This window comes from Rhodosalinus sp. (genome assembly GCF_046542825.1).
In the GTDB taxonomy this organism is placed as follows: domain Bacteria; phylum Pseudomonadota; class Alphaproteobacteria; order Rhodobacterales; family Rhodobacteraceae; genus Rhodosalinus.
Genome location: NZ_JBKHAQ010000046.1, coordinates 1 through 21,201 on the forward strand (window position 1 = coordinate 1; position 21,201 = coordinate 21,201).

At 69.7% G+C, this 21,201-nt stretch carries 20 protein-coding genes and 1 pseudogene; 9 read left to right on the forward strand and 12 right to left on the reverse strand.

Translation table 11 applies throughout. The features are described from left to right. Positions 1-67: 67 nt before the first annotated feature. The 5 genes and pseudogenes from ACLFOB_RS07925 to ACLFOB_RS07945 form a co-directional block, all read right to left on the reverse strand. Positions 68-211 (reverse strand): annotated as a pseudogene (locus tag ACLFOB_RS07925) (IS5/IS1182 family transposase); the annotation flags it as partial. A 509-nt stretch (positions 212-720) separates the two neighbouring features. After that, positions 721-1,410, reverse strand: a complete 690-nt coding sequence (locus ACLFOB_RS07930) for a GntR family transcriptional regulator (protein ID WP_410925722.1) — start codon at positions 1,408-1,410, stop codon at positions 721-723. A gap of 385 nt (positions 1,411-1,795) precedes the next feature. Continuing rightward, positions 1,796-2,452 carry an SDR family oxidoreductase gene (locus ACLFOB_RS07935; RefSeq protein WP_410925723.1) on the reverse strand — a complete coding sequence of 219 codons (657 nt, stop codon included), beginning with the start codon at positions 2,450-2,452 and terminating at the stop codon, positions 1,796-1,798. Between the two features lies 1 nt (position 2,453). Beyond that, entirely contained in the window at positions 2,454-2,906 is a 453-nt protein-coding gene (locus tag ACLFOB_RS07940) for a DUF1178 family protein (RefSeq protein ID WP_410925724.1), read from the reverse strand. Positions 2,907-2,974: 68 nt separating this feature from the next. Continuing rightward, positions 2,975-4,237, reverse strand: a complete 1,263-nt coding sequence (locus ACLFOB_RS07945; protein WP_410925725.1) for a 3-deoxy-D-manno-octulosonic acid transferase — start codon at positions 4,235-4,237, stop codon at positions 2,975-2,977. A gap of 104 nt (positions 4,238-4,341) precedes the next feature. Here ACLFOB_RS07945 and ACLFOB_RS07950 point away from each other — a divergent pair, with 104 nt between their 5' ends. Both ACLFOB_RS07950 and ptsP read left to right on the forward strand, forming a co-directional pair. Then, positions 4,342-5,580 carry an aspartate kinase gene (locus ACLFOB_RS07950; RefSeq protein WP_410917831.1) on the forward strand — a complete coding sequence of 413 codons (1,239 nt, stop codon included), beginning with the start codon at positions 4,342-4,344 and terminating at the stop codon, positions 5,578-5,580. A 95-nt stretch (positions 5,581-5,675) separates the two neighbouring features. Further along, on the forward strand, positions 5,676-7,913 hold the full coding sequence (gene ptsP / locus ACLFOB_RS07955; RefSeq protein ID WP_410925726.1) for a phosphoenolpyruvate--protein phosphotransferase: 2,238 nt from the start codon (positions 5,676-5,678) through the stop codon (positions 7,911-7,913). A 6-nt stretch (positions 7,914-7,919) separates the two neighbouring features. Here the strand turns inward: ptsP and ACLFOB_RS07960 are convergent, their stop codons facing one another. The 4 genes from ACLFOB_RS07960 to tpiA form a co-directional block, all read right to left on the reverse strand. After that, a complete protein-coding gene (locus tag ACLFOB_RS07960; RefSeq protein ID WP_410925727.1) occupies positions 7,920-8,603 on the reverse strand; it encodes an ABC transporter ATP-binding protein in 684 nt (227 codons plus the stop codon). Then, positions 8,596-9,879 (reverse strand): lipoprotein-releasing ABC transporter permease subunit, encoded by a 1,284-nt coding sequence (locus tag ACLFOB_RS07965; RefSeq protein ID WP_410925728.1) that lies wholly within the window; start codon positions 9,877-9,879, stop codon positions 8,596-8,598. The genes ACLFOB_RS07960 and ACLFOB_RS07965 overlap by 8 nt, the downstream gene beginning before the upstream one ends. A 99-nt stretch (positions 9,880-9,978) precedes the next feature. Next, the gene (locus tag ACLFOB_RS07970; protein ID WP_410925729.1) at positions 9,979-11,682 is read right to left on the reverse strand and encodes an ABC transporter permease; all 1,704 of its coding nucleotides are present in this window, start codon (positions 11,680-11,682) and stop codon (positions 9,979-9,981) included. Continuing rightward, on the reverse strand, positions 11,679-12,434 hold the full coding sequence (gene tpiA / locus ACLFOB_RS07975) for a triose-phosphate isomerase (RefSeq protein ID WP_410925730.1): 756 nt from the start codon (positions 12,432-12,434) through the stop codon (positions 11,679-11,681). The genes ACLFOB_RS07970 and tpiA overlap by 4 nt, the downstream gene beginning before the upstream one ends. A gap of 102 nt (positions 12,435-12,536) precedes the next feature. On the opposite strand from tpiA, the gene ACLFOB_RS07980 reads away from it, so the two are divergent. Then, on the forward strand, positions 12,537-13,463 hold the full coding sequence (locus ACLFOB_RS07980) for an isopenicillin N synthase family dioxygenase (protein ID WP_410925731.1): 927 nt from the start codon (positions 12,537-12,539) through the stop codon (positions 13,461-13,463). Between the two features lie 98 nt (positions 13,464-13,561). On the opposite strand, the gene ACLFOB_RS07985 is transcribed toward ACLFOB_RS07980, so the two are convergent. Then, the gene (locus ACLFOB_RS07985) at positions 13,562-14,680 is read right to left on the reverse strand and encodes a pyridoxal phosphate-dependent aminotransferase (RefSeq protein ID WP_410925732.1); all 1,119 of its coding nucleotides are present in this window, start codon (positions 14,678-14,680) and stop codon (positions 13,562-13,564) included. 195 nt (positions 14,681-14,875) lie between these two features. Here ACLFOB_RS07985 and ACLFOB_RS07990 point away from each other — a divergent pair, with 195 nt between their 5' ends. From ACLFOB_RS07990 to ACLFOB_RS08000, 3 genes are all read left to right on the forward strand, one after another. Next, a complete protein-coding gene (locus ACLFOB_RS07990) occupies positions 14,876-15,298 on the forward strand; it encodes a hypothetical protein (RefSeq protein WP_410917522.1) in 423 nt (140 codons plus the stop codon). 43 nt (positions 15,299-15,341) lie between these two features. Beyond that, entirely contained in the window at positions 15,342-16,127 is a 786-nt protein-coding gene (locus tag ACLFOB_RS07995) for a crotonase/enoyl-CoA hydratase family protein (protein WP_410925733.1), read from the forward strand. Positions 16,128-16,240: 113 nt separating this feature from the next. Next, on the forward strand, positions 16,241-16,729 hold the full coding sequence (locus ACLFOB_RS08000; RefSeq protein ID WP_410925736.1) for a lytic transglycosylase domain-containing protein: 489 nt from the start codon (positions 16,241-16,243) through the stop codon (positions 16,727-16,729). A 206-nt stretch (positions 16,730-16,935) separates the two neighbouring features. Here the strand turns inward: ACLFOB_RS08000 and ACLFOB_RS08005 are convergent, their stop codons facing one another. After that, entirely contained in the window at positions 16,936-17,928 is a 993-nt protein-coding gene (locus tag ACLFOB_RS08005) for an extracellular solute-binding protein (protein ID WP_410917529.1), read from the reverse strand. A gap of 189 nt (positions 17,929-18,117) precedes the next feature. Here ACLFOB_RS08005 and ACLFOB_RS08010 point away from each other — a divergent pair, with 189 nt between their 5' ends. Beyond that, positions 18,118-19,302 (forward strand): cytochrome P450, encoded by a 1,185-nt coding sequence (locus tag ACLFOB_RS08010; protein WP_410925734.1) that lies wholly within the window; start codon positions 18,118-18,120, stop codon positions 19,300-19,302. Here ACLFOB_RS08010 and ACLFOB_RS08015 read toward each other — a convergent pair. Then, on the reverse strand, positions 19,299-19,799 hold the full coding sequence (locus ACLFOB_RS08015; RefSeq protein WP_410917525.1) for an Lrp/AsnC family transcriptional regulator: 501 nt from the start codon (positions 19,797-19,799) through the stop codon (positions 19,299-19,301). The two genes, ACLFOB_RS08010 and ACLFOB_RS08015, sit on opposite strands and share 4 nt — an antisense overlap. A 209-nt stretch (positions 19,800-20,008) precedes the next feature. On the opposite strand from ACLFOB_RS08015, the gene ACLFOB_RS08020 reads away from it, so the two are divergent. Both ACLFOB_RS08020 and infC read left to right on the forward strand, forming a co-directional pair. Then, positions 20,009-20,821, forward strand: coding sequence for a ferredoxin--NADP reductase (locus tag ACLFOB_RS08020; protein ID WP_410925735.1), 813 nt, complete (start codon positions 20,009-20,011; stop codon positions 20,819-20,821). A gap of 133 nt (positions 20,822-20,954) precedes the next feature. Continuing rightward, positions 20,955-21,201, forward strand: a 247-nt coding sequence (gene infC, locus ACLFOB_RS08025) for a translation initiation factor IF-3 (protein ID WP_410925737.1), incomplete at its 3' end; no start/stop codon positions are given.

The following is a 21,201-nucleotide window of genomic DNA, read 5'->3' on the forward strand; positions in this document are numbered from 1 at the left end:
GTGGTCTGCATCTCGGCAAGAAGTGCGTCGCGCTCCGCCTTCACGGTCTCGATCTGTCGGTTCAGCAAAGCACCTCGAACTCGGCATCGAGGCTGGCGAGCACGTCATTCACGACCTGTCTGATCTTGCGCAGCGGATGTCGCGCCGGGATGCGCTCCTCCAGACCGACATAGCTGAATAGCGACCTGCTCGTCTCGTCCGCCCCGCGCATCATCACCCCCGCCGTTGCCGTGCGAAGGGTGAATCATGTTCTCAAATCGTTGTCGGGACAGGACTATTTCAGCGGCCTGTTAGATGGCATGGTGAGCCACACAGGTGGGACAAATCGCAACCTGCCCGCCAAGCGGTTGCAGCCACGTCGATGGTTTGCCAGACTGGCATGCGATCCAGGGTCGCCCACCAGTTTTCCTTTCAGTTTTAATTTATTTGCAGGTGCTTACGAGCCGGATTTCCGCCTGGGCCCCCGGTGGGCTTTTACATGGGCGGCTCTCAAACTGACTTGAACCACTCTCCGTCGATGCGGACCTCTTCGACCGTTTCAGTCTGCACGCCCAGCCGATGCTCTTTCAGCAGGTCGCAGAGGCATCGCGACAGGCCGGGGCAAGCACCTTGTCGAGCGCGGCACCCGATCCGTCCGTGTCGGGTGGCGGCGACGGGCGCGCGCAGCGGAAGGGCCGGCCTGGCCAGAGCCCTGGCATCCCCGGCCGCGCCCGGCCTGGATCAATAGCGCGTGGTCACACGATGGCCGGGGGGATAGCTCATGCGCACGAAGGTAACCGGCGCGCCCCCGAGCCAGGTGACACGCTCCATGCGAAAGACCGCATCGCCCGGCCGACAGCCGAGGTGCGCGGCCAGCGCGGGCTCTGCCGCGGCAGCGAGAAAGCTGATCTCGGCGTCGGTGAACGGAATCTCCGCCACCAGCCATTCGTTCGGCCCCTGCGCGGTGAAATCCGCGGTGCTGGCCTGCGGCACGGTGTCGAGCGCGATCCACCGGTCCTCGTGCTGATAGGGCGCCCCGTCTGCGTAGTGCATCGCGATCAGGTGCAGCACGGGGGCGGCGCCCTTCAGGCCCAGCCTGGCGGCCAGCCAGTCGGGCGCGGCCAGCGCGTCCCGCAGGACCAGCGCATAGCGGTAGGCCGCGCCCTTCTCCTCGATCTCGCGGCGCACCAGCGGAATGTCCAGCCGGGCCTGCCGCAACGGTACGGTGCGCACGCGCGTTCCGGACTTGCGCCGTCGTTCCAGAAGCCCCTCGTCGGCGAGTTCGCGCAGCGCGCGGTTGACGGTCGCGCGCGCACAGGCGTAGCGCTGCGCGAGGTCCGCCTCTGTCGGCAGCGTCTCGCCCGGAGACCAGTCGCCTCGCGCGATTCGGGCGCGCACGTCGGACTTGATCTTGCGGAAGCTGGCGGACATGGGCGGCTCCGGGGGGACTGCGTGGTGCGCGATTGGTCTGGACATAAAAGCAAAAGGTCTGCCTGTGAACCGCGAGGGGGCACCAGCTTGCGCGGGGTGCATCGCACGGCTGCCGGATCGCGGTGAACAGCGGGAGCCGGGCCATGCGTGCCTGCATCGCCACCAGCGGACACCACCCCGGCGGCGAGACCTTCATCAACCGCCACATCGCGGAGCGGTTCGGGGGACAGACCGTGGCGGTCTGCAGGCGCTACAACGATTAGCGTGATTTCCGGAGGCTGACCCTGCGTCAGACGGTCCAACGAGGGTTATCCACAGGCGACTTTCCGGGTATCACTTTGAAGTGAAAAACTTTTCACGCCTACCCCCAAGCCAGGAACCAAACTCAGAAGGGATGTTCGCGGCCGTCCCATGTCTCGAAGCGGCCGGAGGTGGCGATGTCGAGCGCCTCGACGCGGTCTGCGAGGCCCTTCGCGGAGTCCCCCGGCGACAGCGTGGCGCCCGCGCCGCCCATCCCGGTGCGCACCCAGCCGGGATGATAGATGCCCACCGCGATTCCCTCTCCTGCCAGATCGGCGGCGAGATTGCGGCCCAGGTTGATCGCGGCGGCCTTGGACGCACGGTAGATGTAGCTGCCGCCGGCCGCCCGCGTGCTCGATCCCATCTGGCTCGAGATCACGGCGATCCGCGGCCGCTCTGCCGCGCGCAGGTTGGGCAGCAGCGCCTGCACCGTCAGGAAGACGCCGGTGACATTCGTCGCGAAGGTCTCGGCCCACATCTCCGGCGGGAAGCCGTCATGGAGGCTCTGGCCCTTGTCGGGGTAGATGCCCGCGTTGCAGACCAGCAGGTCCACGGGCCGCGCGTCCAGCACCCGGGCGAGCGCGCCGAAGCTGGCGGGATCCGTCACGTCGAGGGCCAGCCGATCGCCGCCTTCATCCCGAGAGGTGGCCGTCACCTGCCAGCCGCGCGCGCGAAGTTCACGGGCCAGCGCCGCGCCGATTCCCCGGCTCGCGCCGGTCACCACTGCATGCGGCGCGCTCACGTCAGTTGCTCTTGGCCTCGGGATCGAAAGGCAGCGGCGCGACCGGCACGCCCTCTTCCGCCAGCTTGCGCGCCTCTTCGGGCCGCGCCTGTCCGTGGATCGGTCGCGCGGGCGCCTCGCCCGCATGGATGGCGCGAGCCTCCTGCACGAAATTCCTGCCGACGTTCTCGGAATGCTTCTCGACGAAGGCGCGCATCCGCCGCAGCACCTGTTCGGCGGGATGGGCAGGCGCGGAAAGCGGGCGCTCGGGACGTTCGGGCGGCGCGGGCGCGGTCACGGCCTGCGGCTCGCCCGCGCTCACGCTGGGCGCCATCAGGTCTTTCCTGACCTCGGCGCTTCCGCAGACCGCGCAGGAAATCATCCCGGCACCCGCCAGCTTGTCGAAGGCGGCGGCGGACTGGAACCAGCTGTCGAAGCGGTGGCCCTCGGTGCATTTCAAGGCGTAGCGGATCATTCGCAACCTGCTCCAGTGACTGCCGCCGCAACATAAGGCATTGGCACGGCTGTGCAACTCCGACGCGCTCAATACCCTGTCGGCAGCGCCCGGCGATCCCGGTCCGGCGGCAGGAGCGGGCGCAGCGCGGACAGCAGGCCGTCCAGACCGGCCGCGGGACGCAGCGCCTGCGCGGCCGCGGCGCCGGCGGCCGACTGCGCCGCCGGATCGGCGAGCGCAGCGAGCGCGTGGCGAAGCGCCGCGGCATCGGCGACACACTGCGTCGCGCCAGCCCTGGCCAGCCGGGCATAGGCGGCGCGGAAATTGTCGACCTCGGGCCCGTGGATCAGCGCACAGCCGAAGGCCGCAGGCTCGTAGGGCGTATGCCCGCCGCGCGCCACCAGCGACCCGCCGACAAAGACCCGGCCGGCCAGCGCATACCACTGCGCCATCTCGCCCAGAGTGTCCGCCAGCAGCACCTCTGCGCCCGCCTCGCCGCGGCTGCGGCGCGAGACTGACAGGCCCGCATCGTCAAGCAGCCGCGCCACCGCCCCGGCCCGCGCGGGATGGCGCGGCGCAAGGATCAGCCGCAGGCCCGGCTCGGCGTCCCGGGCGGCAAGATGCGCGGCGATCACGGCTTCCTCCTCGCCCTCGTGGGTGGAGGCGGCAAGCCAGGTCCGGGCGCGCGGGTAGGCCTCTGCCAGCGCCGGGTCGGGCCGAACATCGGGCGGGACATAGAGCGCCTTCAGGTCCAGCACCGGCCCAAGCCGCGCAGGGTCCAGCCCCAGCACCACCAGACGCGCCCCGCTGTCTTCGTCCTGCGGCGAAACATGGGCAAGACGCCCCAGCGTCGCCCGCGCGAGCCGCGGCAACCGCCGCCAGGCCCGCGCGCTGCGCTCCGACAGACGCGCCCCGGCCACGGCGACCGGCACGCCGCGAGCCGCGCAGGCGGCGATGCGGTTGGGCCAGAGCTCCGACTCGACCGTCAGATGCAACCGCACGTCTCGGGCCCGCAGAAGCCGCGCGGCGGCCCAGCGCAGGTCGAGCGGCGCCACGGCGGCCCGCAGGCCCCAGCCCGCCGCCAGATCGCGGCCCGTGACGCTGTTGGTCGTGACCAGCCAGCCAAGATCGGGGCGTTCGGCGCGCAGCGCCTCGATCACCGGCCGGACCGAGGCAAGCTCGCCGTTCGATGCCGCGTGCAGCCAGATGGACGGCCCCTGCCCGCCCTCAGGCACCCTCCCCAGCCGCGCCGCCAGTGCCGCGCCGTCCTCGTGCCCCCGCAGCCAGCGCAGCGCGAAGCGCGCCGCCAGCACCGGCGCAAGCGCCGAGATCAGCAGGCGATAGAGCAGCATCGCCCCTGCCTAGCCGCGCCCCCTGCCGCGCACAAGCGCCCCCTTGCGCGGCGCGCGCCGCTTGCCTAAAGGGCAGCGACTCCAGCACCCCGAGGCAGGCCCGAATGTCCTTGCTCGTGATGAAGTTCGGCGGCACCTCCGTCGCCACGCTCGACCGTATCCGCCGCGCCGCCAAGCGCGTCGGCCGCGAGGTCGCGAACGGGCACGAGGTGATCGTCATCGTCTCGGCCATGGCGGGCCGCACCAACGAGCTTGTCGGCTGGGTGAACGAAACCTCCCCCTTCTATGACGCGCGCGAATACGACGCCGTCGTGAGTTCGGGCGAGAACGTGACCGCCGGGCTCATGGCGCTGACCCTGCAGGAGATGGAGATCCCCGCGCGCAGCTGGCAGGGCTGGCAGGTGCCCGTGCAGACCACCTCGGCCCATGGCGCCGCGCGGATCGAGGCGATCCCGCCCGAGAACATCCGCCGCAAGTTCGACGAAGGCATGAAGGTGGCCGTGGTCGCGGGTTTTCAGGGCGTGAGCCCCGAGGGCCGGATCACCACGCTGGGCCGGGGCGGCAGCGACACGACCGCGGTGGCCTTCGCCGCCGCCTTCGACGCGGTGCGCTGCGACATCTACACCGACGTCGACGGCGTCTATACCACCGACCCGCGCGTGTCGGAGAAGGCGCGCAAGCTCGACCGCATCGCCTTCGAGGAGATGCTGGAACTGGCCTCGCTGGGCGCCAAGGTGCTGCAGACCCGGTCTGTCGAGCTGGCCATGCGCTACAAGGTGAAGCTGCGGGTGCTGTCGAGCTTCGGGGAACAGGACGACGCGGCCGGCACGCTGGTCTGCGACGAGGAGGACATCATGGAATCGAAACCCGTCTCAGGCGTCGCCTTCTCGCGCGACGAGGCGCAGATGACGCTGACCTCGGTGGCCGACCGCCCCGGCATCGCCGCCGCGATCTTCGGCCCGCTTTCGGATGCCGGCGTGAACGTGGACATGATCGTGCAAAACATCTCGGAAGAGGGGCGCACGGACATGACCTTTTCCCTGCCCACCGATCAGGTGAAGCGCGCGGAAAAGGCGCTGACCGAAGCCCGCGAGGCGGGCGAGATCAATTTCCGCGAGCTCGTCTCGGACATGAGCGTGGCCAAGGTCTCGGTCGTGGGGATCGGGATGCGCAGCCAGTCGGGCGTGGCGGCGCGCATGTTCCGCGTGCTGTCCGAGGAAGGCATCAACATCAAGGTCATCACCACGTCCGAGATCAAGATCTCGGTGCTGATCGACCGGAAATACATGGAGCTTGCCGTGCAGGCGCTGCACGACGCCTTCGAGCTTGAAAAGACGGGCTGAGCGCGCTCTCGCGCAATAGCCGTTTCATTCATCCCCCCGGTTGTGATCTATAGTCCGGCGGTGTGATCCCCGGGGCGAGGAGCGACGCGCAGGCAATGCCCGACAGGTCCGAAAGCGACAGCCGCAAGCTGCTTGGCCGGCTCCGGGACGCGATGGCGTCCGCGGGCGCGGGGCAGGAGCGGCTTGACCGGGTGACCACGCTCGTCGCCGAATCGATCGGCACCGAGGTGTGTTCCATCTATCTGTTCCGCGACAAGGAAACGCTGGAGCTCTGCGCCACCGAGGGGCTGCGGCCCGAGGCGGTGCATCAGACCCGGATGCGGCTGGGCGAGGGCCTGGTGGGCCGCGTCGCGCGCACCGGGCGTGTCGTCAACAGCGCGAACGCGCCCGCCGAGCGCGGCTTTCGCTACATGCCGGAAACGGGGGAAGAGGCCTATTCCAGCTTTCTCGGCGTGCCGATCCAGCGGCTGGGCGAGATGCTGGGCGTGCTGGTGGTGCAGTCGAAGGACGCGCGCGACTACAACGCGGACGAGATCTACGCGCTCGAGGTCGTCGCGATGGTGGTGGCCGAGATGGCCGAACTGGGCGCCTTCGTGGGCGAGGGTGCCGCGCTCAAGGCCCGACACCAGCAGCCCGTGACGATCCGTGCCACCGTGGGGCAGGAGGGCGTGGCGATGGGCCACGTCTGGCTGCACGAACCGCGCGTGGTCGTCACCCGGCCCATCGCGGACGACCCGGAGGCCGAACTCAAGCGGCTCACGGAGGCGGTGGAGCGGCTGCGCGTGGGCGTCAACCGGATGCTCGACGGCGCGGCGGACGGCGATGCCGAACAGCTTCAGGTTCTGGAAGCCTACCGCATGTTCGCCAATTCCCGCGGCTGGTTGCGGCGGATGGAGGAAAGCATCGCCTCGGGCCTTTCGGCCGAAGCGGCCGTGGAAAAGGAGCAATCGGCGGCGCGCGCGCGTCTGGGCCAGGTGACCGATCCGTATCTGCGAGACCGGCTGCACGATCTCGACGACCTGTCCTACCGGCTCTTGCGGCTGCTCACAGGGCAGGGAAAGGCGGCCGAGGCCGAGATGCCAGCGGATCCCATCCTGATCGCGCGCAACATCGGGCCTGCCGAGCTTCTGGACTACGGCCGTCGGCTGAAGGGCGCGGTGCTGGAAGAGGGCTCTGTCGGCAGCCATGCCGCGATCGTCGCCCGCGCGCTGGCGATTCCGCTGCTGGTGCAGGCCGACCGGATCACGACCGAGGCGCTCAATGGCGATCCGATCGCGGTGGACGGCGAACAGGGGGTCGCGCACCTGCGTCCCGACGAGAGCGTCGCCACCGCCTTCCGCGACAAGATGGCGATGGAGGCCGAGGCGTTGAAGCGCTATGCCTCGATCCGCGACAAGCCGGCCGAGGCGCGCTGCGGCACGGTGATCTCGCTGCACATGAACGCGGGGCTGATGGCCGACCTGCCCTCGCTCGAAGGGTCGGGGGCAGAGGGCGTGGGCCTCTTCCGCACCGAGTTGCAGTTCCTGATCCGCAGCCAGATGCCGCGCCGGTCGGAGCTCTCGGCGCTCTACGCCCGGATCATGGCCTCGGCGCAGGGCAAGCGCGTGGTGTTCCGCACGCTCGACATCGGCTCGGACAAGGTGCTGCCCTACATGAAGGCGATCGAGGAACCCAACCCGGCGCTTGGCTGGCGGGCGATCCGGGTGGGCCTCGACAAGCCCGGCGTGCTCAGGATGCAGCTTCAGGCGCTGGTGCGCGCCGCGCAGGGCGGGCCGCTGACGGTGATGTTCCCCTTCATCGCGCAGTACGAGGAATGGCGCGCGGCGCGGGCCGAGATGGACAAGGCGCTGGAGCGCGAGCGCATCCTGGGCCACCCCCTGCCCGCCTCGCTGGAGGTCGGCGCGATGCTGGAGACGCCCAGCCTCGCCTTCGCCACGAACCGCTTCTTCGAAGAGGTCGAGTTCCTCTCGATCGGGGGCAACGATCTCAAGCAGTTCTTCTTCGCCGCCGACCGCGAGAACGAACTGGTCCGCCGCCGTTACGACACGCTGAACGTGAGCTTCCTGACCTTCATCGAGCAGATCGTGCAACGCTGCGCCGACAGCGGCACGCCGCTGTCCTTCTGCGGCGAGGACGCGGGCCGCCCGGTCGAGGCGCTCTGCCTTGCGGCGGTGGGCATTCGCTGCCTGTCGATGCGCCCCGCCTCGATCGGGCCGGTAAAGCACCTGATTCGGCGCTCGCACCTGGGCGAGGTGCGGGAGGTGATCGCGCAGGCACGCGCCCGCGGCGAACAGTCGGTGCGCGCCGCGGTCATGGACTACCTGCGGCGCTGAGGCGGCTCAGGCCGGCACCACGCGCCCGTCGTCGAGCCGCAGCCGGCGATCCATCCGCGCGGCAAGCTCAAGGTTGTGGGTAGCGATCAGCGCCGCGAGACCGGTCTCGCGCACCAGCGCCATAAGCGCGCCAAACACCCGGTCCGAGGTGGCGGGATCGAGGTTGCCGGTGGGCTCGTCGGCCAGCAGCAGGCGCGGCGCGTTGGCGAGCGCCCGGCAGAAGGCCACGCGCTGCTGCTCGCCCCCCGAGAGCGCGGCGGGCCGGTGATCCGCCCGGTCGGCGACGCCCACGCTGTCCAAGAGCCGCCGCGCGCGCGCCTCCGCCTCGGGCTTCGCCATCCCTTCGGCCAGTTGCGGCAGCACGACGTTCTCCAGCGCCGAGAACTCTGGCAGCAGGTGATGGAACTGATAGACGAAGCCCACCTCGCGCCGCCGGGTTCGTGTGCGCGCGCGGTCGCCCGCGCCTGTCATGTCCTGCCCGCCGATCTCGACCCTGCCCGCATCGGGCACGTCGAGGAGGCCCGCGATGTGCAGAAGCGTCGATTTCCCCGCGCCCGACGGCGCGACCAGCGCCGTGACCTCTCCGGGCGGCAGCGTCAGCGAGGCACCGCGCAGAACCTGCACCTCGTTCTCGCGGCCAGCATTGTAGGTCTTTGCGATCCCGCTGAGGCGCAGCGTCGGCTCACTCATAGCGCAGCGCCTCGACCGGGTTCATCCGCGCCGCCCGCCGCGCCGGGAAGATCGTGACCACGAAGGACAGCCCCAGCGACAGCGCGACGGCAGAGAGCACGTCCGCCATCTCGAGCTTCGCGGGCAGATGGTAGATGCCGCGAACCGACGGATCCCAGACCCCGCCGCCGGAGAAATAATTCACCGCGGCGAAGATCGGGTCGATGTAGATGGCGAAGAGCACCCCAAGGACCACGCCCGCCGCCGTCCCGATCAGTCCCGTGAACGACCCGCAGATGAAGAACACCCGCAGCACCGCCCCCTCGGTCAAGCCCATCGTGCGCAGGATGCCGATGTCGCGCCCCTTGTTCTTGACCAGCATGATGAGCCCCGAGACGATGTTCATCGCCGCGATCAGCACGAGGATCGACAGGATCACGAACATCACGTTGTCCTCGACCTCGAGCGCGCGCAGGAAGGCCCCCGAACTGTCGCGCCAGGTCCACAGTTGCGCGTCGCCCGCCGCCTGCAGGATTTCCGGGGCGTAGTCGTCGACCCGGTCGGGATCGGTGACCATGACCTCGATCTCGTCGGCCGTGCCCTCGCGGTTGAAGTAGCTCTGCGCCTCCTCGAAGGGCATGTAGATGCGCGTGCGGTCGATGTCGTAGCGCCCGGCGGTGAAGATATAGGTGACCTCGTAGGCCTTCACGCGCGGCGAGGTGCCGAAGGCGGTCTTGACCCCGTCGGGAGAGATCAGGCGGATCCGGTCGCCCACCGCCAGCCCCAGCTCCCGCGCGATGCCCGAGCCGATGGCCACGCCCTCGCCGAAGCGGTCGATGTCGCCCGAGGCCATCTCCGGGTCCGCGATGCGCGGCAGGGTGGCCAGATCCCCGGCCGCGATGCCGTAGATCTCGGCCCCCGTGTTGCGCGCGTTGCCCGTGGCCATGACCTGCCCGCGCACCAGCGGCGCGGCGCGGGTGACGAAGGGCAGATCGGCCAGCCGCTGGGCCATTTCCCCGTATTCGGGGATCTCGCGCACCACCGCCCCCTGCTCGTTGGCCGACGGCAGGGCATAGACCGTGACATGCGCGTTGGCGCCCAGGATCGTGTCCACGAACTCCGCCCGGAATCCGGAGCGCACGGCAAGCGTGGCGATCAGCGCGAAGACCGCCAGCGTGATCCCGATCAGGCTGATCCAGGTCATGACGGACACGCCGCCCTCGGCCCGGCGCGCGCGCAGGTAGCGCCAGGCGATCATCCATTCGAAGGCGGCGAAGGGGGGCGGCGTGCGGGCCATGGGCGCTCCGGTCGGGTTGCGCGGACACTCGCCCGACGGCCCGGTAGGGTCAAGCGGGACGGAGCGGCGCTCGCGTCACGGCAGGGCGGCGGGCGCGCGTCACTCCGCCGCGCCCGGCAGTTCGGCAACCGGCGCGGGCGTTGCGCGCGGCACCTCTTCGCTTCGCCGCCCCAGTGTCCGGCAGACCAGCGCCACGGGCAGCAGCCCCACCGCGACGATCACCAGGCTCGGAACCGCCGCCCCAGACAGCCGCTCGTCCGCGGCCAGGCGGTGCGCCTGCACCGCCAGCGTGTCGAAGTTGAAAGGCCGCATGATCAGCGTTGCGGGCAGTTCCTTCATCACGTCGACGAAGACGATGAGCAGCGCGGTCATCACCGAGGGCCGCAGGATCGGCAGATGCACCCGCCGCACCAGCCCGCCGGGCGTGGCCCCCAGCGTGCGTGCCACAGCGTCCATGTTGGGATGCAGGCTGGCCTGCCCGCCGTCGTAGGTGTTGAGCGCGGCCGCCATGAAGCGGATCGTGTAGGCCGCGACCAGAAGCCAGATGGACCCGGTGAACAGTAGCCCGGTATCGATGCCGAAGCGCGCCTCCATGAAGGCGTCGATGGCGTTGTCGAGCGCGGCGAAGGGCACCAGCAGCCCCACCGCGATCACGCCCCCCGGCACTGCGTAGCCGATGCGCGAGATGTTGGCGGCGCCATGGGACAGCCGCCCGGGCTCCAGCCGCTGGTAGGCGCCCAAGAGCACCGCGGCGCCCACCGTGACCGCCGCCGCAGCCCCCGCCAGAGTGACGGAGTTGCGGATGAAGTTGAGGTAACGCTCCGACAGCAGGTCCTGCCCCGAACCGATCCCCATCTCCAGCAAGAGCCCGGCGGGCAGCAGGAAACCGAAGAGCACGGGCAATCCGCAAAGCGCCATCGCCGCCCATTTCGCCCACCCGGTGAGCTGCACGGCCACCGCCTGTTCGTGCCGCCGGCCGGCCGCGTGGTGGCGCGCGTCGCCGCGCGTGACCCGTTCGAGCACGGCAAGGAAAAGCGCGAAGACCAGCAGGCAGAGCGCAAGCTGCGCGGCCGCCGCCCGGTCGGCCATCGAGAACCAGCTCTGGTAGATGCCGGTGGCGAAGGTCTGCACGCCGAAATAGCTGACGGTGCCGAAATCCGCGATCGTCTCCATCACCGCAAGCAGCACGCCGCCCGCGATCGCCGGCCGCGCCATCGGCAGCGACACGCGCCAGAAGGCGCCCCAGGGCCCCTGCCCCAGCGCCCGCGCGGCAAGATTGGCGGTCGCCGACTGCTGCAGGAAGGCCGCCCGCGCAAGCAGGTAGACATAAGGATAGAGAACGAGGATCAGCATGACCGCGGCCCCCTCGGTCGAGCGCACCTCGGGGAACCAGTAGTCGCGCGGCCCCCAGCCGGTGATCTCGCGCAGGAACGTCTGCACCGCGCCGGGATGGTCGAGAAAATCGGTGTAGGCGTAGCCCATCACATAGGCCGGAAAGGCCAGTGGCAGAGCCAGCGCCACCTCGAAGACCCGCACGCCCGGAAAGCGGGTCATCGTCACCAGCCAGGCCGCGCCGGTGCCGATCGCCGCCGTGCCCAGCCCCACCAGCACCACCAGTTGCAGCGTCGTGAAAACGTAACGCCATAGCACCGTGTCGGCGAGATGGGCGAGCGTCTCGAACGAGCCCATGAAGGCCGCCAGCACGACTGCCGCCATCGGCAGGATGCAAAGCGCCGCCGCGGCCAGTGCGCCCAGCCGCAAGGTTGCGCCCAGCGCACCGAGAGGAGGTCGCCGCCGGTTCATCCCGCTGCGGCCTCCAGCGCCGAAACGATGGGCGCGAATTCTGCCGCCGTCAGGCTGGCGCCGCCCACCAGCGCACCGTCCACGTTCGACACGGCAAAGATCGTCTCGGCGTTGCCGGCCCTGACCGAGCCGCCATAGAGCAGCCGGACGGACCGCCCCACCCCCGCGCCGAAGCGCCGCTCTAGCCGGGCGCGCATGAAGTCGTGCACCTCGCCGATCTGGTCGGGCGTGGGTGTCCGGCCCGTGCCGATGGCCCAGACCGGCTCATAGGCGACGACAAGATTGTGCCCGGTCGAGCCGTCGGGGATCGAGGCAGACATCTGCCCGCCGATGATGTCGAGCGTGTTCGCGGCCTCCCGCTCCGACAACTGCTCGCCCACGCAGACGATCGCCGTCAGTCCCTCGGCCTGTGCCGCCGTGGCCTTGGCCCGCACCAGTTCGCCGGTCTCGCCGTGATCCCCGCGCCGTTCGGAATGGCCAAGGATGACATAGGCCGCGCCCGCCTCCTTCAGCATCGCGGCGGAGATGTCGCCGGTATGCGCGCCCGCGGGCTCCGCATGGCAGTCCTGACCGCCGAGCCGCAGGGGCGTGCCGCGTGCGCGATCGCGCGCGGGGACGAGAAGCGTCGCGGGCGGGCAGATGACCACCTCGCTCCTTGGTGCGGGATGCGCAGCGGCCAGCGCGTCGATCTCCCCGAGCGAGGCGAGGCCGCCGTTCATCTTCCAGTTGCCCGCCGCCAGCCGTCGCCGCATGCCTTCACTCCCAGCGCCTGCGCAAATGCCCGTATTCTTCGACGCGGCGGGGGAACGTCAACCCCGCCTTGCGCCCCGGGCTGGCGTGGTTACATCGCGTGCATGACCCACCCCGGCCCGATCCCCCGACTAGATGCCCGCGCGCTTGACGCAAGGGCGCCCGCTGAACTGGCGGCGCTGCATCGCGCGGTCACCGAGACCGGCTTTCTCACCCTGCATTCAACGGCCATCACGCCTGCGCAGGTGGCAGAGCTGATCGGCGCCTACCGCAGCTTCTTCGCCCTGCCGGAGACGGAAAAGCGCCGCATCGACATGGCGCGGACCGGAGCGAACCGTGGCTGGGGCGGGCCGAGGTCCGAGCGCGTCGATCCCGCGTCCAACCCCGACTACAAGGAAGTCTTCGACTGCGGCTTCGAGTTGCCCCCCGGCGATCCATGGCGCGCACGGGGCCTCTCCGTTTATGCCGACAACCTGTGGCCCGAGGGCCTGCCCGCGTTCCGGAAGACGGTCGAACGCTATCAGCGCGACGCGCTGGCGGTCAGCCTTCGGCTGCTGCGGGCGATCGCCCGCGTTCTGGGCGCCGGGGAGGATCATTTCGCCAACAAGTTCACACGGCCCATGGCGCTGCTGCGCGCGAACCATTACCCGCCGCGCCCGACAGGCGCAGGCCCGCGCGACTTCGGCATCGGCGCGCACACCGATTATGGCTGCCTGACGCTGCTGGCCACCGACGGCGTGCCGGGACTCGAGGTGATGGTGCCGGGCGGCGAGTGGGTGCCGGTGGCCGCGCCGCCGGGCGAGTTCATCGTGAATTTCGGCGAGATGCTCGAGATGTGGAGCGGCGGAAGGGTGCGCGCCACACCCCACCGCGTGGTGGGGGGCGCGGAGGAGCGCATCTCGGTCCCGCTCTTCGTCAACCCCGACTGGGACGCGAACGTGGCACCGACGGGCTCGGGCAAGGTCATCCATGCGGGCCCGCATCTCGAGAAACGCTTCGCCGAAACCTACCTGCACCTCGGCGCCGGCTGAGCCAGCGGCTTCCTGGCGGAGCGGCCTTCGGCCGCACGGCCTCTGGCACTGCGTGCGGCTGCCGCCTGCGTCAACCGCCCCGAACCGGGGGGGGCAAGTCAGCCCTCCGCGGGGGCCGTCGCCTCTGCCAGCGCTTCGGGCAGGACCTGCTCCAGATGCCCAAGGTCCTCCGGCCGGCCCGCCGTGATGCGGATGCAACGGTCGAGCGGCGCCACGCCAGGCATCCGCACGAAGACGCCGCGCGCGACCAGCCCCTCGAGCACGCGGCGCGCAAAGTCACCGTCCCGGCCGCAGTCCACAGCAACGAAGTTCGTGGCCGAGGGCAGCGTTGACAGGCCGTTGGCCCGCGCGATGCGGTCGATGCCCGCGCGGCCCTCCGCGGTCCGGGCCACCACCTGCGCCAGCCACGCCTGATCCTGCAGCGCCGCCAGCGCACCCGCCTGTCCCATCCGCGTCATGCCGAAATGGTTGCGGATCTTCTCGAAGGCGGCGATCAGCGGGACGGCGCCCAGCGCATAGCCCACCCGCGCGCCCGCCAGCCCGTAACCCTTGGAGAAGGTGCGCATCCGGATCACCCTGGGGTCCGCCGGGTCGATGACGGGCGCCGTGCCCCCGGGCGCGAAATCGACATAGGCCTCGTCCAGCACCAGCAGGCAGCCCTCCGGCAGCGCGTCGATCAGGCGCAGCACCGCCTCCGCCCCGTGCCATGTTCCCATCGGGTTGTCGGGGTTGGAGAAGTAAAGCAGCTTCGCGCCCACCTCCGCCGCCCGCGCGGCCAGCGCCTGCGGGTCCTCGCGGTCGTCGCGGTAGGGCACCTTGTGCAGCCGCCCGCCGAAACCCGCGACGTGATAATTGAAGGTGGGATAGGCGCCGTCGGAGGTGACCACCGCATCGCCCGGTTCGATCAGCATCCGGACGAGATAGCCCAGCAGGCCGTCGATCCCCTCGCCCACGATGACGTGCCCGGGCGCGACACGGTGATGCGCGGCCAGCGCGTGCCGCAGGTCGTGGCTGGTGCTGTCGCCGTATTTCCAGGCTTCGGCGGCGGCGGCCTGCATCGCCTCCACGGCGCGGGGCGAGGGGCCGAAGACGCTCTCGTTGGCGCCCAGACGGGCGTCGAAGGGGCGGCCGCGGTCGCGCTCCTGCGTCTCGGGGCCGACGAAGGGCACGGTGGCGGGCAGGCTCTGGATCAGCGGGGTGAAGCGGGGTCCGGTCATGGGCGGCAGATGTCGCACGGCCGCGCGCGGCGGGCAAGATCGGCCGCTCCCGATGCCGTAGGCGCGCCGCCCCCGGCCCGACGGGCACCCCTTATCCGATGCGCCCGTATTTGGTGCACCCATATTTGGTTCTGGCGTTAACCTTCGTTAACGAAAGGTTAACGCTTGGCCCCCGATCCGCGCTAGGATGCGCCCATGCGCGAGGTCGACCTGATTCCCATCATCTGCACGCTGTTCTTCGGCGGAGAGGTCGAGCCGCGCATCCCCGTCACGATCCATGCCGCGCAGAGCTACATCGTCCCCGACTGCGTGACCCAGGGCCACGCGATCGAGGTCGGACTCGACCGGCGCAGCAGCCTCGATTCGCTGCAGCAGGCGCTCTTCGCGGCCGAAATGACGGACAGGGAGCCGATGATCGTCCTGGTCGACACCGACGGGGGCGAAGACATCTACGAGTTCCGCATCAAGACCGCGGCGCGGCGCGCCGGCGTTCCCTATGTCGTGATCGACCTCGCGCTGCTGCGGCGCTGGCAGATGACCGCGCCCTTCCGCGCCGCACGGGACCAGATCCTTTCGGGCGGCGGGCGCGATGGACCTCCGGCCTCGGCTGGGGGATAGTCGCACCGGGCACACAGCCCGGCGTGACAGGAAAGGACAGGGCATGGCGCGCGTCACCGTCGAGATCGCGGATCACGTCGCGCGGGTGACGCTCGCGCGCCCCGACAAGCTCAACGCCGTCGATCCCGAGATGCTCGAGGCGATCATCGCCGCCGGCTCGGAGGTGGACCGCGACGATGTGCGCGCCGTGGTGCTTTCAGGCGAGGGCCGCGCCTTCTGCGCCGGGCTCGACTTCGCCAGCTTCGGCGCGATGGGCGCGACCGATCCGCAGGCCATGGTCATGCCGCGCACCCACGGCGACGCGAACCGATGGCAGCAGGCGGCGCTGGTCTGGCACCGCCTGCCCGTACCGGTGATCGCCGCGCTCACGGGCCAGGTCTACGGCGCCGGCCTGCAGATCGCCGCCGGGGCCGACATCCGCATCGCCGCGCCGGACGCGGAACTTGCGGTGATGGAGATGAAATGGGGCCTCGTGCCCGACATGGGCGGCATGGTGCTTCTGCCGCGGCTCCTGCGATCGGACGTGCTGCGCCGGCTGACCTATACGGCGCGTCCCGTCCCGGCGCAGGAGGCGCTGCGCCTGGGTCTGGTCACCGAGATCGCCGACGACCCGCGGGAGGCCGCGCTGGCGCTGGCGCGAGGGATCGCGGGCCGCAGCCCCAGCGCGGTGCGCGCGGCCAAGCGCCTGATCGGCGCGGCCGAAAGCGGGGCATCGGCAAGCGAGGTGCTGCTGGCCGAATCGCGCGAACAGGCCGGGCTGATCGGCGGCGCCGACCAGATGGAGGCCGTGGCCGCCAACCTTGCAAGACGGCCGCCGCGCTTCGGCTGATGGGCGGAAGCGCGCCCATCGCGGCGCGGCGGCGACTCCGCGTTTGCCAAGGCCCCTGCGCCACGGGTAACGCGACACCACAGAGCCCTTGCCGGAGCCCCCTCGTGCGACAGTTGAGCCGCCGCGCCATCCTCGCATTCTCCCTGGTGCCGCTTGCCGGCTGCGGAAGCGGGCGCCAGACGGGCGAGGCACAGGTCGGCACGATGTCGTTCGCGGCGCCCCGCAAGCCGCTCTACCCCGGCGAGACGCCGGCGCTGCGCGAGAAGATCAACACGTGGGCAGACCACTACGCCGTCCCGCGCGACCTCTTCCACAAGGTGATCCAGCGCGAGAGCGATTACCGGCCGGACGCGCTCAACCGTGCAGGCCCCTATTACGGGCTGATGCAGATCCTGCCGGCGACGGCGCGCAGCATGGGCCACCGGGGTCCGGCGCGCGAGCTGCTCGATGCGGAGACGAACCTGAAATACGCCGGCCGCTACCTGCGCGGCGCCTGGCTCGTCTCCGGCGGCGACATGGATGCCGCGGTGATGTGGTACGCCCGCGGCTACTACTACGAGGCCAAGCGGCTGGGCCTGCTGGAAGAGACGGGGCTGCGCTGACGCGCCGCCCCTGCGCGCTCGCACCGCCCTGGCACGGGCCGCGTCGCCCGTGCCTTCCTCTTGCCCGAAATACCCTCGGGGGGTGAGCGCCGCAGGCGCGAGGGGGGCCGACAGCCCCCCCTTTTTCTCGACACGGCAGCGCCCGAAAACGAAACGGGGCGCGGCCCTCGCGGACCGCGCCCCGGATCGGCTGGAAGAGCCGAGGGTTACTCCCAGCCAACCTCGTTGAAGATGCGCTGTGCGGCGGGCACGTTCTCGGCGATGGCAGAAGCGTCAAGATCGTCGGGCTTGAAGAAGCCCAGTTCGGCCACCGAGGGCGAGAGCGCCACGCCCGGAACCGCCGGATACTCGTCGTTGCCGGCCGAGAAGTATTCCTGCGCCGAGTCCGTGGTCAGGTACTCGAGGAAGCGGATCGCGTTGTCGCGGTTGGGCGCGTTGGCTGCCACGCCGCCGCCCGACAGGTTCATGTGCGCGCCGAAGCTGTCCTGGTTCGGGAACACCCAGCCGATGTTTTCCATCGCGTCGTCGGACAGGCCGTCCACGTCCGTCCGGATCGCGCGGGCGAAGTAATAGGTGTTCGACATCGCGATGTCGCACTCGCCCGACGCGATTCCGCGCAGCTGGTCGGTGTCGCCGCCCTGCGGGTCGCGGGCGAAGTTGTCGACCACGGCCGCGGCCCAGTCGCGCGCCGCGTCCTCGCCCAGATGCTCGATCAGCGCGGCGAGGATGGTCTGCGAATAGACGTTGGTGCCCGAGCGGATGCAGACCATTCCCTCGTAGTCGTCACTGGCGAGATCCTGGTAGGTCTGCGGCGGGTTCTCGACCTCTTCCTTGTCGTAGAACAGGATGCGCGCCCGCTGCGAGAAGCCGAACCACTGGTTGTCCTCGTCCTGCAGGAAGCTGGGAACGCGCGTCTCGATCACGTCGGAGTCGACGGACTGGAGAAGGCCCATGTCCTTCGCCCGCTCGAGGCGCGAGGTGTCCACGGTGAGCAGCACGTCGGCGGGCGAGTTCTCGCCCTCGGCCTCCATCCGGGCAAGCAGTTCGTCGGCGTTGCCCTCGATGCGGTTGATGGTTATGCCGGTCATCTCCTCGAAGTCCGAGTAGAGCCGCTCGTCGGTGTCGTAATGGCGCGAGGAATAGAGGTTGAGCTCGTCTTGCGCGAAGAGCGCGGGCGCCGAGGTGAGCGCGACGGCCATGGCGGCCGCCCCGGTCAACGCGGTGCGACGGATGTTGGTCATGGGATACTCCCTTATCTGTTGCGCGTCGGTTACCCGACACAATCACTCGGATAAAGCATCGGGCGGGAGGGTCAAGTCTTTTCCGACAGGAAAGCTCAGCTTTTCGCGTCTCTTGCCGCGCCGATCGTGACGGGGCAGACCGCGCGCATGCAGCATCTGTCCCAGTCCCCGACCGAGCCTGCCTTCGTGCAGGACCCCTACCCCCTCTACGCCCGGGCGCGCGCAATGGGTCCGCTGGTCTGGTGGGAGGAGTACGGGATGCCCGCGGCGTTCGACCACGCCACCGTGGATGCCCTCCTGCGCGACCGCCGCTTCGGGCGCGAGGTGCCGCCCGAGCAGGCAGAGGCGCCGCCCGCGCACTTGGCCGCCTTCCACGCGGTCGAGGCACATTCGATGCTGGAGCTCGAGCCGCCGCGCCACACGCGGCTGCGCGGTCTGGTGCTGCGCGCCTTCACCAGCCGCAGGATCGCCGCGATGGCGCCGGAAATCGAGGCGCTTTGTCATGCGCTGATCGACCGCTTCCCCGACGGCCCTTTCGACCTGCTGCCCGCCTACGCGCAGCAGGTGCCGGTGATCGTCATTGCGCGCCTGCTGGGCGTGCCCGACTCGATGGCGGATCAGCTCCTTTCATGGTCGAACGCCATGGTCGCGATGTATCAGGCCCGCCGCGACCGCCTGATCGAGGACACCGCCGCCCGCGCGGCCGCCGAGTTCGCCGCCTTCCTGCGCGATTACGTCGAGGAGCGACGCGCGCGGCCCGCGGACGACCTGATCACCCATCTGATCGCGGCGGAGGAGGAGGGCGAGAAGCTCAGCACCGACGAGTTGATCGCCACCTGCATCCTGCTGCTCAACGCCGGGCACGAGGCCACTGTCCACACCCTGGGCAACGGCGTGAAGACCCTGCTGGAGGAGCGAACGGACCCTGCGGCCCTCGTCCCCGAGCGGATCGAGGGCACCGTCGAGGAAATCCTGCGCTTCGACCCGCCGCTGCACCTGTTCACGCGCTACGCCTACGAGCCGGTCGAACTGGCGGGCCACCGCTTCGAGCGCGGCGCGCAGGTCGCCCTGATGCTGGCCGCGGCGAACCGCGACCCGGCCGTCTGGCACTCGCCCGAGCGCTTCGACCCTGCCCGGCCGCCCCGCGCGAACCTCGCCTTCGGCGCCGGGCTGCATTTCTGCGTGGGCGCACCGCTTGCACGGCTGGAACTGCGCATCGCGCTGGGCTTGCTCTTCGACCGCTGCCCCGGCCTGCGCCTGGCCGAACGGCCGCACTATGCCGACCTCTACCACTTCCACGGGCTGGAACGGCTGATGGTCTCGCGCCGCTAGACCGGCAGTTCGGTGGTGGCCTTGATCTCTTCCATCGAAAGAAGGGCGGTGACGTTGTGCACCTGCACCTGTGCGATCAGCGCCTGGTAGAAGGCATCGTAGGCGCGCGCGTTCTTCACCCGGACCTTCAGGATGTAGTCGATGTCACCGGCCAAGCGGTGCGCCTCCAGCACCTCGGGCCGTTCGCGCACGGCGGTGAGAAACCTCTCCTGCCAGCCGCTTTCGTGCTGGGCGGTGCGGATCAGCACGAAGAAGCACGCCTCGAAGCCCAGCGCCTCGGCGTCCAGGATCACCGTCTGCTTGCCCACGATCCCCGCCTCGCGCATCTTGCGGATCCGGTTCCAGACCGGCGTCTTCGAGGAGCCCACAGCGCGCGCGATTTCCTCCAGCGACTGGCCGGCATCGCGCTGCAACTCGCGCAGGATCTTCCTGTCGATCTCGTCCAGCCGAACCTTCGGTGCGACCGAGGCACTGCCCGCAGAACTTGATGACGCCATTTTGCGACCAAAACCTCTTGTCGTTTCGCTTTACGTTACCATAGCGTGAACTCTTGGGAATTTGTCCTGTTCCGAGGCAACTTCGACCCGGCATCGGCATGCCGGCACATCGCCGCGCCCCTTATCTGACGTGGATCAAAGCTTACCTTGTTCTCGCGGTCTATCGCACGACTGACCGTGACCCAACGCTGACCGAAGGCAGAGTGACAGTGACCCAGACCGCCGCAGAGACCGACGCGCCCCGCAGCCCGACGCTGCCCGATGCCGCCACCGTGACGGAGGTGCGGCACTGGACCGACCGGCTGTTCTCTTTCAAGGTCGAGCGCCCGCGTTCGCTGCGCTTCCGCTCGGGCGAGTTCGTGATGATCGGCCTTCTGGGCGACAACGGCAAGCCGCTGCTGCGCGCCTACTCCATCGCCTCGCCCTCCTGGGCGGACGAGCTGGAGTTCTATTCGATCAAGGTGCAGGATGGCCCCCTGACCTCTCGCCTCCAGCACATCAAGCCCGGCGAGCAGATCATCCTGCGGCCGAAGCCGGTGGGCACGCTGGTGCATGACGCGCTGCTGCCCGGCAAGCGCATCTGGTTCTTTTCCACCGGCACGGGCTTCGCGCCCTTCGCCTCGCTCATCCGCGACCCGCAGACCTACGAGGATTACGAGCAGGTCTATCTCACGCACACATGCCGCGACGCGGCCGAACTGGAATACGGCCGCGAACTGGTGGCCGGCCTCAGGGACGACCCGCTGATCGGCGAGATGGTGGGCGACAAGCTGACCTACTATCCCACCACCACGCGCGAGGAGACGGCGCAGATGGGCCGGATCACCACGCTGATCGAGAACGGCACGCTGTTCTCCGACCTCGGCATCGCGGATTTCGGCCCCGCGACGGATCGCGCCATGGTCTGCGGCTCGCTCGGTTTCAACATGGACATGAAGGCGATCCTCGAAGGCGCCGGCCTGCGCGAGGGCGCCAATTCCGAGCCCGCCGAATACGTCGTGGAGAAGGCCTTCGTCGGCTGACGGCAAAGCCACTGGACCTGTCGCCCGAATGCTGCCATGCGGCGCCGCAGGCCCCGCGATTGCCGCTTGAAACGGCCCGGAGGCAGGTTTACCTTCCGCAAGCGAATTCCTCCACGATACAAGGACCGAACCCATAGCCCGCAGACCGCACAACGCGCCGCCGCCGCGCGAGACAGGCCCCCGCGTCAACGACCGCATCAGGGTCCCGGAAATCCGCCTGATCGGCCCCGAGGGAGAAAACCTTGGCGTCGTTCCACCGGCCAAGGCACTTCAGGCGGCCGAGGCTGTGGGCCTCGACCTTGTCGAAATCTCGCCCAACGCCAACCCGCCGGTCTGCAAGATCATGGATTTCGGCAAGTTCAAGTACGAACAGCAGAAGC